Source organism: Bradyrhizobium sp. Gha (assembly GCF_900113735.1).
Taxonomy (GTDB): Bacteria; Pseudomonadota; Alphaproteobacteria; order Rhizobiales; family Xanthobacteraceae; genus Bradyrhizobium.
This window is the reverse complement of record NZ_FOQM01000055.1, coordinates 1-15821: the sequence shown is the minus strand read 5'-3', so window position 1 is coordinate 15821 and position 15821 is coordinate 1. Positions and strand designations below refer to the sequence as shown.

13 protein-coding genes and 1 pseudogene are annotated in these 15821 nt (G+C 65.6%); 12 read left to right on the top strand and 2 right to left on the bottom strand.

The features are described from left to right. Window positions 1–67 precede the first annotated feature (67 nt). The 10 genes from BM222_RS36840 to BM222_RS36795 all read left to right on the top strand — a co-directional run bounded on the left by BM222_RS36840 (window position 68) and on the right by BM222_RS36795 (window position 10706). Complete coding sequence (locus BM222_RS36840; protein WP_177243687.1) at window positions 68–1507, top strand: MATE family efflux transporter; 1440 nt, start codon at window positions 68–70, stop codon at window positions 1505–1507. 161 nt (window positions 1508–1668) lie between these two features. Beyond that, entirely contained in the window at window positions 1669–2463 is a 795-nt protein-coding gene (locus tag BM222_RS36835) for a MetQ/NlpA family ABC transporter substrate-binding protein (protein WP_092239557.1), read from the top strand. A 126-nt stretch (window positions 2464–2589) separates the two neighbouring features. Then, a complete protein-coding gene (locus BM222_RS36830) occupies window positions 2590–3624 on the top strand; it encodes a putative FMN-dependent luciferase-like monooxygenase (protein WP_092239556.1) in 1035 nt (344 codons plus the stop codon). A gap of 27 nt (window positions 3625–3651) precedes the next feature. After that, on the top strand, window positions 3652–4260 hold the full coding sequence (locus BM222_RS42560) for a CMD domain protein (RefSeq protein ID WP_092239555.1): 609 nt from the start codon (window positions 3652–3654) through the stop codon (window positions 4258–4260). A gap of 15 nt (window positions 4261–4275) precedes the next feature. Beyond that, window positions 4276–4854 carry an alkylhydroperoxidase domain protein gene (locus tag BM222_RS42555; RefSeq protein WP_092239554.1) on the top strand — a complete coding sequence of 193 codons (579 nt, stop codon included), beginning with the start codon at window positions 4276–4278 and terminating at the stop codon, window positions 4852–4854. Window positions 4855–4887: 33 nt separating this feature from the next. Then, the gene (locus tag BM222_RS36815) at window positions 4888–6045 is read left to right on the top strand and encodes an ABC transporter substrate-binding protein (RefSeq protein ID WP_092239553.1); all 1158 of its coding nucleotides are present in this window, start codon (window positions 4888–4890) and stop codon (window positions 6043–6045) included. 54 nt (window positions 6046–6099) lie between these two features. Further along, window positions 6100–7923: an ABC transporter permease gene (locus BM222_RS36810; protein WP_092239552.1), complete on the top strand. Its 1824-nt coding sequence runs from the start codon at window positions 6100–6102 to the stop codon at window positions 7921–7923. Beyond that, the gene (locus BM222_RS36805) at window positions 7923–8771 is read left to right on the top strand and encodes an ABC transporter ATP-binding protein (RefSeq protein ID WP_177243686.1); all 849 of its coding nucleotides are present in this window, start codon (window positions 7923–7925) and stop codon (window positions 8769–8771) included. The genes BM222_RS36810 and BM222_RS36805 overlap by 1 nt, the downstream gene beginning before the upstream one ends. Then, a complete protein-coding gene (locus tag BM222_RS36800; protein ID WP_092239550.1) occupies window positions 8768–9508 on the top strand; it encodes an ABC transporter ATP-binding protein in 741 nt (246 codons plus the stop codon). Before BM222_RS36805 ends, BM222_RS36800 begins: the two co-directional genes overlap by 4 nt. Before the next feature lie 178 nt (window positions 9509–9686). After that, window positions 9687–10706: a HoxN/HupN/NixA family nickel/cobalt transporter gene (locus BM222_RS36795; protein WP_092239549.1), complete on the top strand. Its 1020-nt coding sequence runs from the start codon at window positions 9687–9689 to the stop codon at window positions 10704–10706. Between the two features lie 29 nt (window positions 10707–10735). Here BM222_RS36795 and BM222_RS36790 read toward each other — a convergent pair whose 3' ends face one another. Next, the gene (locus BM222_RS36790; RefSeq protein WP_092239548.1) at window positions 10736–12247 is read right to left on the bottom strand and encodes a helicase HerA domain-containing protein; all 1512 of its coding nucleotides are present in this window, start codon (window positions 12245–12247) and stop codon (window positions 10736–10738) included. 317 nt (window positions 12248–12564) lie between these two features. On the opposite strand from BM222_RS36790, the gene BM222_RS36785 reads away from it, so the two are divergent. Next, window positions 12565–13629: a ketopantoate reductase family protein gene (locus tag BM222_RS36785; protein ID WP_092239584.1), complete on the top strand. Its 1065-nt coding sequence runs from the start codon at window positions 12565–12567 to the stop codon at window positions 13627–13629. Window positions 13630–14506: 877 nt separating this feature from the next. Beyond that, window positions 14507–15532 carry an IS110 family RNA-guided transposase gene (locus tag BM222_RS36770; RefSeq protein WP_143106014.1) on the top strand — a complete coding sequence of 342 codons (1026 nt, stop codon included), beginning with the start codon at window positions 14507–14509 and terminating at the stop codon, window positions 15530–15532. Window positions 15533–15558: 26 nt separating this feature from the next. On the opposite strand, the pseudogene BM222_RS41735 reads toward BM222_RS36770, so the two are convergent. Continuing rightward, window positions 15559–15821, bottom strand: a pseudogene (locus BM222_RS41735) (hypothetical protein); the annotation flags it as partial.

Below are 15821 nucleotides of genomic sequence, written 5' to 3'. Positions count from 1 at the left end.
GATTATGATCATAATGCAATGGTCGTCGGATCGGCGGCGGCCCCGGAAACCAAACAGGATTACGGCAATGTCAGTCGAAGACGCCGCCCCGCCCTTGTCCGCGCTGGAGGCCCCGGCGCGCGAGCCGGCCGCGCCTCGTCCGGCGGCCGCGACCGCCGATCAGCGTCGCACCGCGCTTCTGACCGCGCCCATCCTTCCGACGTTGCTCAAGTTGGCGCTGCCGACGGTGACAGTCCTGGTGGCGCAGACCGCGGTCAACATCGCGGAGGCCTATTATGTCGGTTATCTCGGCACCGATGCGCTGGCCGGCGCCGCGATGGTGTTCCCGATCTTCATGCTGATGACGATGATGTCGAATGGCGGATTCGGCTCCGGCGTCGCCTCGTCGGTGGCGCGTGCGGTCGGCGCCGGCCGCCGCGACGATGCCGACGCCGCTTTGTTCCACGCCATCGTGCTTGCGATCATCGCGGGCGCGCTGTTCACGCTCGGGGCTAACCTCGGCGGGCCGCCGCTGTTTCGCCTGCTCGGCGGCCGCGACGGCGCGCTCGACGCCGCCATTACCTACTCCGACAATCTCTTCGCCGGAGCGATTCCGGCGTGGATCGTCAATCTCCAGGCGGCGGCGTTGCGCGGCTCGGGCAACGTCAAGGTGCCTGCGCTGGTCACCCTGATCGGCGCGATCGTGACGATTCCCGTCTCGCCGCTGCTGATCTTCGGTTTCGGACCGATTCCAAGCCTCGGCATTGCCGGCGCCGGTCTCGCCTTCGGTCTCTATTACGGCGCGGCGATGCTGTTCCTGCTGCGCTACATGTCCTCGGGTGCATCCGGCTTGCGGCTGCACATCGTGCCCCTGCGCGCAAAGATTTTCGGCGACATGCTCAAGGTCGGTATCCCGACCGCGTTCAACGCCGTGTTGACCAATCTCACCGTCATCCTCGTCACCGGTGCGGTCGGCCTGTTCGGCACCTCGGCACTCGCCGGCTACGGCATCGCCTCGCGGCTCGACTACATCATGATCCCGCTGCTGTTCGGCATCAGCACGGCGACGCTGACCATGGTCGGCGTCAACATGGGCGCGGGCCAGACCGCGCGGGCGCAAAGGATCGGCTGGGTCAGCGGCGCCGCCGGCATGATCATGACGGGGTCCATCGGCCTCCTGGTCGCGATTTTCCCGACGGCGTGGCTGCATCTCTTTAGCGGCGACGCCGACGTCGTCAACGAAGGCATGACGTACTTGCGCATCGTGGCACCGGCCTATGCGGCGCTGGGCTTTGGCTTCGTCACCTCGTTCGCCGCGCAGGGCGCGGGTCGGGCGATGGGCCCGCTCGCATCCGGGGTCGCGCGCATCCTGATCGCGGCCGGCGGCGGCTGGATAGCGGTTGCCTATGTCGGCGCGGGAATGGCCGGGCTTGCCACCATGGTCACGGTGTCGCTCGCGGCCTCCGCCGTGATCTGCGTGCTGATCATGGTTTCGCCCTCGACATGGCGCGCCGAGCCGCGCGCCTAGCTGGCTTGCGGGCGGTCCGCGCCTGCCTCAATCTGCGTTCGTTTCCCGTCTGGCGGCGAACGGAGAAGCGTTGCCCGTGCTAGCCGGTCAATATGGATTTTCATTTCATTGATTTCGCCCGGCAGAGAAGCGAATACGGTTCCACTCAGTCTTGATGAGTCATGGAGACCAAGATGTCGTTTCGTCCCGCTTTGATCCTCGCAACCGCGCTTGCCGCATGGTCGGCAGCAAGCTTCGCCGAGACCATCAAGATCGGCGTGACGCCCGGGCCGCATGCGCAGATCTTCGAGGCGGTGAAGCCGATCGCGGCCAAGCAGGGGCTCGACATCCAGCTCATCGAATTCTCCGACTATGTGGTGCCGAATGCCGCGCTCGATGCCGGCGATATCCAGGCCAATTCGTTCCAGAACCAGCCTTATCTCGACAACCAGAAGGCTGATCGCGGCTACCGGATCGAGCCGGTCGGCCTCACCGTGAACTTCCCGATCGGCGTCTATTCGAAGAAGCACAAGGCGTTCGCCGACATTCCCGACGGCGGCAAGATCTCGATCCCCAACGATCCGACCAATGGCGGCCGCGTGCTGCTGTTGCTGCGCGACAAGGGCGTGATCAAGCTGAAGGACGGGGTCGGTTTCAAGCCGACGGTGCTCGATATCACCGAGAATCCCAGGAAGCTGAAATTCATCGAGGTCGACGCGGCCCAGGCCCCGCGCGCGCTCGACGACGTCGACGCAGCCGCGATCAACACCAATTATGCAACCCAGGCGGGCCTCGATCCAGTCAAGGATCCGATCCTGCGCGAGGACCCCAAGGGCCCCTATGTCAACCTGATCGCGGTGCGCAGCGCCGACAAGGACAAGCCTTGGGTCAAGATTCTGGTTGACAGCTACCATACGCCCGAGGTGAAGGAGTTCATCCTCACCACGTTCAAGGGCGCGGTGCTGCCGAGCTGGTAGGCAGTCTGCCCATCGCGGGGCCGGCGCGGAGGTGCGCTCGCGGCGGGCAGCCCTGCGCATTGCCCGCTTGTCTTGGGCCGCGGCAACCGACATCATCGAGGGCCATCCTCGCCCGACAGGGGTCGTATGAAACGTTTTGCAAACCTGAAACGCCTGGGATTTTTCACGCGGCTTCTCGATGAAGCCCCCCCGGCGGAACGCTATCGCTTCGCTGCCGAGCAGATCGTCCGCGCCGAGAAGGCGGGCCTCGATTCCGCGTGGATCGCGCAGCACCATTTTCACGAGCGGGAGGGCGGACTGCCGTCGCCTTTCACCTTCCTCGGCTATGTCGCAGCCCAGACCTCGCGCATCCGCCTGGGCACCGGCATCGTCACTTTGCCGCTGGAGAGCGCGGTACGCGTGGCGGAGGACGCCGCGGTGCTGGATCTGCTCTGCAACGGGCGGTTCGAGCTCGGCGTCGGAACCGGCGGCAATCCGTCGGCCTTTGCCGCGTTCGGCCTCGACGGCACCCAGCGCAACGAGATCTTTGCGCGCAATCTGGAGGTCGTGCGCAGGGCGCTGACCGGCAAGCAACTCGACGGCGGCGACACGCTCTATCCGCAGCGGCCGCAACTGGACAAGCGCATCTGGCAGGCGACATTCTCGGTGGCGGGCGGCGCGCGCGCCGGCAAGGCCGGCGACGGCCTGCTGCTGTCGCGCACCCAGCCGCGGGCCAAGGACGCGCCGAACGCCACGCTCGCCGAGATCCAGAACCCGATCATCGACGCCTATCTCGCCGCGCTGCCACAGGGCGCCGAACCGCGCATCATGGCGTCGCGCAGCGTGTTCGTCGCCGACGAGCATCGCGACGCGATGCGGCTTGCCGATATCGGCCTGCGGCGCGCATTGCCACAGTTCATGAAGAGCGGCCATCTTCCTCCCGGCGAGACGCTGGAGGAGATGATCACAGCGTTCGATACCCATGTCGGCGGAGCCGGCGAGGTCATTGCCTCGCTGCGCACGGATGCGACGCTGGAGCGGGTGACTGATCTGGTGTTCCAGGTCCATTCGGTCGATGCGCCGCATCCCTACGTCCTGCGCTCGATCGAGCTGGTGGCAGAAAAAGTCGCGCCGGCGCTGGGCTGGGCCCGCACCGCGCGCGACGTGGCGCTGGCTGGCTAGTCGGTTTAGGGAATTGCACGAGGCTGAATGATGGTGACGACTGATATCATCGACAAACTAGCCGGCATCCAACCAGGATCGGCGCTGGACGCCATCCGCGCCAAGCGCCTGCAAGCGCGCGAGAACGCGCAGAAGAGCTATCTCTCGCTGTTCGAGCCGATCGATGCCGGCGACTTTTCGCTGCTCGAACGCGCGGCGGTCGCAGCCGTCGTGACCGGGCTCCATGGCGAATCTCCCGTTGCGACCTTCTATCGCGACAAGCTTGCGACGAGCGCGGGGGGAGCGGCCCTGCTTGATGCCGTTGACGCCGAGATCGCGCGGGGCAAGACGTCGGGTCCCTATGGCTCGTATCCGGCCGGCCCGCTGTCGGTCGAGAACACGGCTGGTCTGATTTATCGCGTGAGCGCGGCGAGCAAGTCCGTTCTCGGTAACAGGCTCACCGCGGCGCTCGAGCACGCGCACCTGCTGGTGTTTCGGCCCCGCGACGCGGCCTCCACCGACATGAAGGCGCTGTTGGCCGCCGGCTGGTCGAAGACCGGCATCGTCACCTTCTCGCAACTCGTCGCGTTCCTGTCGTTCCAGGTGCGGGTCGTCAGCGGCCTGCGCACGCTCGCGGCCGCGAACGCGAACGCCTAAGAGGAGGCTGCAATCATGAGCGCCACCGTCAATCAGCCCGTCGTCTTCACCCAGGATGAGCTCGGTTGGGTCTCCTGGATCGAGCCGCTGCCCGAAGCAGAGCTCACCGAGCGGCATTATGCTGGCCTGGTCGATCGCGCCCGCGCCAAGTCGGAATATTTCCGCCTGCTGGCGCGCGACCCCGAGGTGCTGGAAGCCCGCACCAAGACCGACAAGGACATCTTCTACAACGTCGCGGACGGCCTGCCGCGCGCCGAGCGCGAGCTCGCGGCGGCTGCGACCTCGCGCTACAACGGCTGCATCTATTGCGCCTCGGTGCATGCGCGCTTCGCCAGCACCTATTCCAAGCGCCGCGACGACGTTCAGAAGCTGCTCGACGAAGGCGTCAATGCCGATCTCGGCGAGCGCTGGAACGCCGTGGTCAAGGCCTCGGTGGCGCTCGCGTCGACGCCGATCGCCTTCGGCCCCGACAATGTCGCGGAGCTGCGCAGCGTCGGCCTCGACGACGCCGAGATCGTCGACGTCATCAACGGAGCCTCGTTCTTCAACTGGGCGAACCGGCTGATGCTGTCGCTCGGCGAACCTTCGAAGTAATCTGTTTCAACACCTGACTGGATGGAGCCGTGCATGAGCAACATCAATCGTCGAACCCTGGTCAAGGGCTCGCTCGCCGCCGCAATCGCGGGAACAGCCCTCTCGCGCGCTGCCTTCGCTGACAGCACCGATCCCATCCTGCTCGGCGTCAGCGGTCCTCTCACCGGGCCGAACGCGCAATATGGCACGCAGTGGAAGCAGGGCTTCGATCTCGCGCTCGACGAGATCCAGGCCGCCGGCGGCATCAACGGCCGCAAGCTCGCCTATCAGTTCGAGGACAGCCAGAGCGATCCGCGTCAGTCGGTCGCGATCGCCCAGAAATTCGTGTCCGATCCCAAGATCGTCATGGAGCTCGGCGACTTCTCCAGCCCCGCTTCGATGGCGGCCTCGCCGATCTATCAGCGCGGCGGTCTCGTGCAGTTCGGCTTCACCAATTCGCATCCTGACTTCACCAAGGGCGGCGATTTCATGTGGAGCACGTCGGTCAGCCAGGCCGACGAGCAGCCGCTGTTGGCGCGCTATGCGGTGAAGAAGCTCGGTCTGAAGAAGCTGGCGGTGCTGCACCTCAACACCGATTGGGGCCGCACCAGCCGCGACTATTTCAACAACGCCGCCAAGGAATATGGCGCGGAGATCGTCATCACCGAAGGCTATATCGCCGAGGAGCGCGACTTCCGCTCCACGCTGGTGCGCGTGCGCGATGCCAATCCGGATGGTCTGGTCCTGATCTCCTATTATTCCGATGGTGCCCTGATCGCGCGCCAGGCCCGCCAGGTCGGGCTGAAGCAGGTGATCTGCGCCGCCAGTTCGGTCTATTCGCCGAAATTTCTGGAGCTCGGCGGCGAAGCCGTCGAGGACGTCCATGTCGGCACGCGCTACTTCCCGGAGGACCCGCGGCCCGAGGTGCAGAAATTCATCGCCGGCTTCAAGAAGAAGTACAACGGGCTCGAGCCCGATGCCTTCAACGCCTACGCGTATGACGCCATGAACATGGCAGCCGCCGTGCTGAGGATCGGCGGCACCGACCGCAAGGCGATCCGCGATGCCTTCGCCAAGGTCAAGGACGTCCCGAGCGTGATCTTCGGCAGCGCGACGTTCAACGTCGCGACCCGTCGCATCAACGGCGCGATGAATGCCGAGCTCGTCGTGCGCAAGGGGCAGTTCGCCCTTTGGGACGGCAAGCCCACCTGATCTCTTGGCCGGAGCCCTTCGCTCCGGCCTTTCTCCCTTCATTAGGAACCCTGCGTGTCTTCCTGGCTCGACTACACCATCAACGGGCTGATCGTCGGTAACGTCTACGCCCTCGTTGCGGTCGGGCTCGCGCTGATCTTCGGCGTCAGCCGGCTGATCAACTTCGCCCAGGGCTCGATCTATCTCGTCGGCGCCTATATCGGCTGGGTCGCGGTGGTGCAGCTGCACACGCCGCTGCCGCTCACCATCATCTTCGTCGCGGCCGTGGCGGCGCTGGTCGGACTGATCATCGAACGGTTCGGTCTACGCCCGCTGCAGAACTCGGTGCGGATCGCGCCGCTGCTGGCGACGATCGGCATCAGCTTCGTGCTCGATCAGCTGGTCATGCTGACCTTCTCGCCCAATCCGCGCGCGCTGCCGAGCCAGTTGCCGGATGTCCGCTTCCAGGTCGGCGGCGGCACCATCGGCCCGCTTGATCTCCTGATCGCGGGCGTCGGCATCTCCAGCGCGCTGCTGCTGTTCGTGTTCCTGCGCTATACCAAGCTCGGCTGGGCGGTGCGCGCGGCCTCGCAGGACCGCGACGCGGCGATGCAGATGGGCGTCGACGTCAACCGCGTCAACCAGACGGTGTTCGGCATTGCGGCTGCGCTCGGCGGCGTCTCGGGTCTCTTGGTCGGCATGTACTACAACCAGATCGACACCGCGATGAGCCTGCAGGCGACGCTGAAGGGCGTCGTCGCCGAGGTCGTTGGCGGCGCCGGCAATGTGCCGGGCGCGGTGGTCGGCAGCCTGTTGCTGGGACTGGTCGAGAGCTACGGCGTCGCCGTGTTCGGCACCAGTTACCGAAACCTGTTCGCCTTCTTGCTGCTCGTCGTCGTTCTCGTGCTGCGCCCGAACGGCCTGTTCGCCAGCGCCCGACAGGCGCCGCCGGAGCCGCTGACCGGCACCTTCATCGCGCCGAGCCGGCCCGTGCGAATTCCGCGCTGGGGCCTGGCTGTCGCAGTCGCTTTGTTCGGGATCCTGCCGCTGCTGCCGGTGTCGTTCTACGTGCTGCAGACCCTGATCAATGCCTGGCTGCTCGGCATGCTCGCGCTGAGTCTTACGCTCGTCGCCGGCACGATCGGGCAGGTCTCGCTCGGACATGCCGCGCTGCTTGCGATCGGCGCCTATACTTCCGCGCTGCTGTCGCTGACGTTGTCAGTTCCGGTCGGTCTCGCCATCATCGCCGGCGGCCTGATGAGTGCCGCGCTCGGCACGCTGCTGATCTCGCCGTCGTTTCGGCTGCGCGGGCACTACGTCTCGATCGCGACGCTCGCCATCGGCGAGATCGTGTCGCTGGTGATCTTGAACTGGGAGAGCGTCACGCGCGGGCCCATTGGCATTTCCGGTATCCCGCCGCTGTCGCTGTTCGGCTACGATCTGATCAGCCCGGCCTCGGTATACTGGTTCGCCTTTGCGGTGATGGTCGTGCTCGCGCTGCTCCAGGCGCGCCTGCTCGGCTCGCATCTCGGCCGCAGCTTTCGCGCCATCCGCGACGACGACATTGCCGCGCGCGCCTATGGAATCAGCCTGAACCGCTATAAATCACTGGCCTTCATCTTCGGCGGGTTCGCCGCGGGCGTCAGCGGCGGCATCGCCGCGCATCTCTATTCCTACATCAACCACGAGACCTTCAACACGCAGCAATCGATCCTGGCGCTGACCGTCGTGATCCTCGGCGGGCTCGGCAATGTCGTCGGCGCCATCGTCGGCGCGGTGGCGCTGGTCGGCCTGCCCGAGATCTTCCGGATCGCGGCCGAGTACCGCATCCTGATCTACGGCATCGTCCTGCTGCTGCTCGTGCGATTCAGGCCGCAGGGCCTGTTGGGGACGATCTGATGGCGGAGGCGACTGAACCGCTGTTGTCCCTGCGCGGGCTCACGCGCCGCTTCGGCGGCCTGACGGCGGTCGACAATATCGATCTCGATCTCGCCAAGGGCGGGCTCGTCAGCATCATCGGCCCGAACGGTGCCGGCAAGACGACGCTGTTCAACCTGGTCACCGGGCTCGACCGGCCGGATGCAGGCACTGTCAATTTCGAAGGACAGGACATCACGGGTCTCTCGCCCGAACGGCTCGCCGCGCGGGGCATCGCGCGCACCTTCCAGCTCGGCCGTGTCTTCGGCAATCTCAGCGTCATGGACAATGTCCTGATCGGCGCGCATACGCGCTTGCGTGCGGTAAAGCCGGCGGTGCCTGTCATCGGGCCGCTGCTCGAATTGGGACTGGCGCTGCTGCGGCCTGCCAGCGTCAAGGCAGAGGAAGAGCGGCTACGCGAGGAGGTCGAAGCCATTCTCGCGCGCTTCGGCGAGCGGCTGCTGCCGCGGATCGATCAGCCCGCCTACAGCCTCTCTTACGCCAACCGCCGCCGCGTCGAGATTGCGCGCGCGCTGGCGCTGAAGCCGCGCCTGCTGCTGCTCGATGAGCCGACCGCCGGCATGAACCCGAGCGAGACCGCGGAGATGCAGGCGCTTGTCGCCGAATTGAAAGCAGGAGGGCTGACCATCCTCCTGATCGAGCACAAGCTGGAGATGGTGATGCGCCTCTCCGATCGCGTCATCGTCATGGACGAGGGCCAGAAGATCGCGGAAGGGCCGGGCGAAGAGGTGCGTGGCGATCCAAAGGTGATCGAAGCCTATCTCGGCCACGGCCTGCCGGGCGGGGCAGAGCAGGAGAGCGCGGCATGACGACGAGCGCACCCGAACCTCTGCTGGCGTTGTCCGACGTCAACACGTTCTATGGCCAGGCGCAGGTACATTTCGACCTGTCGATCACGGTCGGCCGCGGCCACATCGTGTGCCTGCTCGGCGGCAATGCCAGCGGCAAGTCGACGACGATGAAGATCATTCTGGGCCTGGTGAAGCCGCGCTCGGGCGAGGTGACGTTCGACGGCGCCTCGCTGATCGGGCTGACCACGCCGCAGATCGTCCGCCGCGGCATCGCCTCGGTGCCGGAGGCGCGGCGGCTGTTCGCGGACATGAGCGTGCGCGAAAACATCCTGATGGGCGCCTTCGTGCGCAACGACCGCGATGCGGTGGCGCAGGATCTCGACAGGATGCTGACGCTGTTTCCAAAGCTCGGCCAGCGGCTGTCGCAGCGCGCGGGCTCCTTGTCCGGCGGCGAGCAGCAGATGGTCGCGATGGCGCGTGCACTGATGAGCCGTCCCAGCCTGATCGTGATGGACGAACCGACCATGGGCCTGTCGCCGCTCTATGTCGACCGCGTGCTCGAGCTGATCCGCACCATCAACCAGGAGGGCGTCTCGGTCTTCATGGTCGAGCAGAACGCCAGCCTCGCGCTCGAGATCGCCCACGAGGCCTATGTGCTGCAGACCGGCAAGATCGTGCTCTCGGGTCCGGCGCGGGCGCTGAAGGACGATCCGCGCGTGCGCGATGCCTATCTCGGCGGGGCAGAGGCGGCGTAGCTCGATCTATCCGTTCGTCATGGCCGGGCTTGACCCGGACAAGCCCGGGCATGACGGCCTTTTCGGGGCTGGTCAGTGTGACAATTATCTGAAAAGATCATACCGTTGGCGCAAGGGGGCGTGCGGCGGAAGGCGTGTCGTGACGAGATGGTCTGCGCGGGCGGTCGGGCCCGGTGTAATGCTGCTGTTCGGCGGGCTTGTCGCGGCCAACATGGCCGCATGGGCGTGGGCTTTTGCGGCGTTCGGCGACCGGCCGGCGGTGATGGCGACCGCGCTGCTCGCCTGGGTGTTCGGCCTGCGCCACGCCGTCGATGCCGACCACATCGCAGCCATCGACAATGTCGTGCGCAAGCTGATGCAATCAGGCGATGCGCCGCGCAGCGTCGGCCTCTATTTCGCGCTCGGCCATTCCACTGTCGTGGTGGTCGCAACCATGCTGCTCGCGCTCGGCGTCGTCAGCCTCGGCGGCGACAGCCTGCTGAAGGATATCGGCAGCCTGATCGGCACCTCGGTGTCGGCGCTGTTTTTGTTGGTGATCGCCGCCATCAACCTCGCGATCTTCGCCGGCCTGTGGCGGACGTTTCGCACGGCGCGGGAGCAGGGCGTTCATGACGCTGCCGGGCTGGAGGCGCTGCTCGCCCATCGCGGCTTTCTCGCGCGGCTGCTCGGGCCGATGTTCCGCCTGGTGACAAAACCCTGGCACATGTTTCCGCTCGGCCTCTTGTTCGGGCTCGGCTTCGACACCGCGAGCGAGATCGGCCTGCTCAGCATCTCCGCCAGCGAAGCCGCGCGCGGCGCATCTCTTGCCGATATCCTGGTCTTCCCCGCGCTGTTCGCATCAGGCATGGCGCTGGTCGATACCGCCGACTCCGCGCTGATGGTCAGCGCCTATCGCTGGGCCTTCGTCGATCCCATGCGCAAGCTCTGGTACAATCTCACGATAACAGGTGCCTCCGTTGCGGTGGCGCTGCTCATCGGCGGCATCGAGGCGCTCGGGCTGATCGCCGATCGGCTGGGTCTCTCGGGTGGTGTGTGGGCGCTGGTCGACGCCCTCAACGAGTCGCTCGCGAATGTTGGTTTCGCGGTGATCGCCTTGTTCGTGATCGCCTGGCTCGTCTCGGGCATGCTCTACCGCCGCATGTTTGCGGATGCGCGAGGCGCAGCGGTAGATGCACTCGATGCGACCGAGGCCGCGTAAGTGAAGAGACGCCCGCAAAGTCCCCCGGCTCAGGCAGACGCCGCGCTGGCTATCGGCTCCACCGGCTGATCGTCGCCATTGGGATCACCAGGCGCGGTGGCCCAGGCGAGTTCCACCAGCGTGACGAACCGGCGTCCGCCGCCGTCGAGCTGGACCACGATCAGGCCCTGCTCCTCCATGTAGCCGAGCAGGCGCTGCGCCCGGCGCAGTGAATGCGAGCCGTAGGCCCGGGCGATCGCGGCATCGCCGGGGCAGGGCCAGCCCTCCTTGGCGGCACGCGCGATCATCATGAACACGCCCTGCATGTCGTCGGGCAGGATCGAGGCGCGCAAGCTCACCTCCTGCCAGGCATCGTCGTCGGCGATCTCTGTGCCGAGCCCGGCGCGCGCATGCGTCAGCATGCGGCGGAATTCGCTCAAGTCGGGCACGGACGCCCCGAGACCTTCGATGCGGCAGCGGACCACGAACTCCTGATAGAGCACGCCGATGGCGCGGAAGCCGGCGTCAGGCGCGGCCAGTACGGCGCGCAACGTGCGATCCACGCGCTCGCGCCGCTCGGCGAGCTCTTCGGCGCTGACCGGCTCCTCGACCACTTCGGGGCTGGTCTCAGGCGCTGCCGCCTTGGCCGCACGAAGCTGTTCGAGCAGGTCGGGCGCGGGCCGGCGCTGCGGCCGGCTGGCATCCGGCGGCGGTGCCGCCAGGATCACCGCGCGTGCATCTTCAAGCGTGGCCTCCGGCAGCGGCATCAGCCGCGGGGTCGAATTGCGTGGGCTGGTTTCGGTCGGGCCGATGTTCAGCCGCAGCGGGCGCCGCGACAGCGCAGGTCCCAGCGCCATGAACTGCCCGCGTTCGAGATCGCGAAAGGCTTCCGCCTGCCGCCGTTCCATGCCGAGCAGATCGGCGGCCCGCGCCATGTCGATGTCGAGGAAGGTGCGGCCCATCAGGAAGTTCGAGGCCTCGGCCGCGACGTTCTTGGCGAGCTTGGCCAGACGTTGCGTCGCGATGATGCCGGCAAGTCCGCGCTTGCGGCCCCGGCACATCAGATTGGTCATGGCGCCGAGCGAGAGCTTGCGCGCCTCGTCGGAGACTTCGCCCGCGACGGCCGGCGCGAACAGCTGCGCCTCGTCGACGACCACCAGCATCGGGTACCAATGGTCGCGTTCGACATCGAATAGCCCGCCGAGGAAGGCTGCCGCGCGCCGCATCTGGTTCTCGGCATCCAGCCCTTCGAGATTGAGCACGGTGGAGACCCGATGCAGCCGGGCGCGCTCGCCGGCGACCTGAAGACCGCGCTCGGTATGATCCTCGGCCGCGATCACGAGATGCCCGAAGCGGTCGGCCAGCGTGACGAAATCGCCTTCGGGGTCGATGATGGCCTGCTGCACCCAGGGCGCGCTCTGCTCCAGCAGGCGCCTGAGCAGATGCGACTTGCCGGACCCGGAATTGCCCTGCACCAGGAGACGGGTCGCCAGGAGTTCCTCGAGGTCCATGGCCGCCCCGGCGCCCGCCGTGGTCAGCCCCATCTCGATCGCAACCGTCATGTCCCCGACTCAAGCCCCGTCATTCGCGGAGAGGGGCTTATCAATCGAAGCGAGATGCGTCGAGCGAAACAGCTGGCAACACGCCGTGTTGCCCACGGCGGAATTTCAGCTGAGATTTGAAGGCCGTAGAAGTGTGGGGCCGGAACGCAGGCGGGTCCGCGTTACCCTCATTATTTCGGTTAAGCCGCAATCAGTATATCCGGCGGGCCTTGTATGCATTATCCCAGTTGCCATCCTCGGCCGGTTTGCCTTACATGCTGCAACGCACCCGCGGGAACGGCCGGGACTCAAATCACGTGAAGATCGAGGGGACGAACATGGCGCGCAACGTTCTGATTCTGGGGGCTTCCTACGGCTCGCTGCTGGGCACCAAGCTCTTGATGGCCGGGCACAACGTGACCCTGGTCTGCCGCGCCAAGACCGCGGAGCTGATCAACCGCGACGGTACCGAGGTGCGGATCAAGCTGCGCGATGAGGCGGTGCACCGGGCGATCTTGTCGCGCGACCTGCCCGGCAAGCTGGATGCGGTGACGCCGCAGAACGTCGATCTCTCCCGCTACGACATGGTCGGCCTCGCGATGCAGGAGCCGCAATACACCAACCACACGGTCCGCGTGCTGATGGTCAAGATCGCCGCGGCGAAGCTGCCGTGCCTGTCGATCATGAACATGCCGCCGCTGCCTTATCTCAAGCGCATCCCGGCGCTATCAGACATGGATCTCGAGGAGGCCTACACCAATGCGCAGGTGTGGGAGCGCTTCGAGCCCGGTCTCGTGACGTTGTGCTCGCCCGACCCGCAGGCCTTCCGTCCGCCGGAGGAAGCCGCAAACGTGCTGCATGTCGGCCTGCCCACCAACTTCAAGGCTTCCGCCTTCGCCGACGAGATGCACAACAAGCTGCTGCGCGAGCTGGAGGCCGACATCGACGCGGTGACGCTCGACGGCAAGGACGTGCCGGTGAAGCTGAAGGTGTTCTCGTCGCTGTTCGTGCCGCTGGCGAAATGGTCGATGCTGCTCACCGGCAATTATCGCTGCATCACGCCGAACGAACCGCAGTCGATCCGCGACGCCGTGCACGGCGATCTCGCACGCTCGCAGACGATCTACGACCATGTCGATGCCATCGCCCGCCGTCTCGGCGCCGATCCCGAAGACCAGGTGCCGTTCGCGAAATACGCCAAGGCTGCGGAAAGCCTGCTGAAGCCGTCGTCGGCGGCGCGCGCGGTTGCGAGCGGCGCGCCCTTCATCGAGCGCGTCGACCTGCTGGTGAAGCTGATCTCGCATCAACTCGGCACGCCCAATGTCGAGATCGACCGTACCGTCGACATCGTCGACCAGAAGCTGAACGAGAAAATCGTGCAGGGCGGATCGGGCGCGCAATAACGCCTGCCCGACGGGCAAAACGAGCGGCGCGGGCTGTCAAGCCAAGCCGGCGAAAATATTCCACTTTACCGAAATTCGGAAATGGCGTATGTGTCGCCCATCCCGGCTCATCCTTGAGGGGCGATCGTACGTCGTCACGAATTGCGAGCCGGGGATGCGGTGGACGCGGCAGCGTCGGCACGAGAGGTGCGGGCAGGGCGGGTAGTCCCTGTGAGCTCGAAACCGCGTGCGGACGAACGGCGCTGTGAAGCTCGTCTCGCCAACACTCTTGCGGCGCGTGTGCACCCTGCCGCCAGACCCTGTGGCATCAGGCGAGCGCGCGTACGGCAAAACCGTGTGGTTCCGGCCGTCGTCGCTACGGTCAAGCCGGTCGCGGAGGTGCAGGGAGCCCAACCGGGTGAAGTGCATCGTCAATCTGCGAGGCGAGGGAGGCCAGAAGGAATTCGGCTCCCGGAAGAGCACGGCATAAGCCGTCAACCCATCGCGCAGGGAAGGCCGAGTGATTGGCACCACCTGTATGCTGCTGTGCGGTCTTTTCCTGCGCTACATCTCGCGCAGCGGACCGCGGGTGCGAGGTCGGCACCCGGCCTTCCCTGCGCCCTCTTGGACAAGAGGGTGGAGTGACCCAAGCAGAGCTCGGGCGAAATCAGCCGCGAGAGCGCGTAAGCGTGTCCGAGATTCAAGATGCGAACTGGAGGGACGCTGCCGTCGCCCCACAACCCGTCATTGCGAGCGCAGCGAAGCAATCCAGAGTCGTTCCGCGGAGAGATTCTTGATTGCTTCGCTGCGCTCGCAATGATGTTGTGGACGGCCCCACCTAAACGGCATCAAGTGCCAAAACGTGGTCGCCGCAGCGCCACAAAGAGGGGGACTGTCCATGACGAAGTTTATCAGAGCCGCGATTGATCTGGGCAAGAACTATTTTCAGGTTCATGGGCTCGAGAGCGAGGGTGGCCGATCGATTTCGCGCAAGGTGAAGCGTTCGAAGCTGCACGAGGTCTTTTCGCAGATCGATCTCTGCCGGGTCGGTATGGAGGCGTGCGGTTCGGCGCATTATTGGGCTCGCCAATTGGTCGCGATGGGACACGAGGTAGTCCTGATCCCGCCCACTTACATCAAGCCCTATGTCAAGCGGGGCAAGAACGACGCGGTTGACGCGGCTGCGATCTGCGAGGCGATGTCCCGACCGGATATGCGCTTCGTGCCGATCAAGAGCGCGGAGCAGCAAGCCATTTTGATGCTGCACAAGACCCGCGAGCTGCTGATCAAGCAGCGCACGATGGCCGTCAATGCCTTGCGCGGCCACCTGGCCGAGTTCGGCATTGTCGCCGCCAAGGGTATCGGCCGCGTCGATGAACTCCTGGCGCAGGCGAAGGCGGATGCTGCGCTTCCGCCCATTGCCGCGGCCGCAGTGACCTGCATCGCTCAACATCTGGAAGGGCTCAACGCCTCGATCACGACCGTGGAAGAGGAACTCGCCAGGGCGCACAAGCAAAACCCGATCAGCCGCGTGCTCGACGAGATTCCAGGCGTCGGGACCCTGGTTGCGTCGGTGGTCGCGGCCAGTGTTCCCGATCCGGGCGTGTTCAAATCGGGGCGTGACTTCGCGGCATGGCTCGGTCTGACGCCCCGGCAAAATTCGAGCGGCGGCAAGGAGAAGCTCGGCGCAATCACCAAGCAGGGCAACCGCTACATCCGCAAAATGCTCGTCACGGGGGCAACCTCAGTGCTGCGTGTCGTAGGCAAGCGCACAGGCGCTTTGGCCGACTGGATCAACGCGCTGCGGGCCAGGAAGCCCGAGCGGCTGGTCGCCGTGGCTCTGGCCAATAAGCTGGCAAGGATCTGCTGGGCGATCATGACCACGGGCGAGGGCTTCCGTACCGACACCTATGTCAAGGCGTGAGCGCACCTCACCGTCTCAAACAGCCTTCACGAGGAGTATCCCGGTTCAAGATTGGTAAGCACGAAAGAAGTGATGAGCGATACGGTCACCGCCGAAAACCATGGACACCCCGACATCGTCACGAGCCACCAAGCTCGCCGCAATGATAGGGACCAGGGCAATCGGATTTCATCAGGGCCAGCGGTCATAAAGCCCGCACCAAAAGGCCGGACATATGACCGAAGCAGACCAACCTCGCTCCACACTTCAAAAAGCGCTTGCCAATAGGGGCCGTCCACATATGACGATG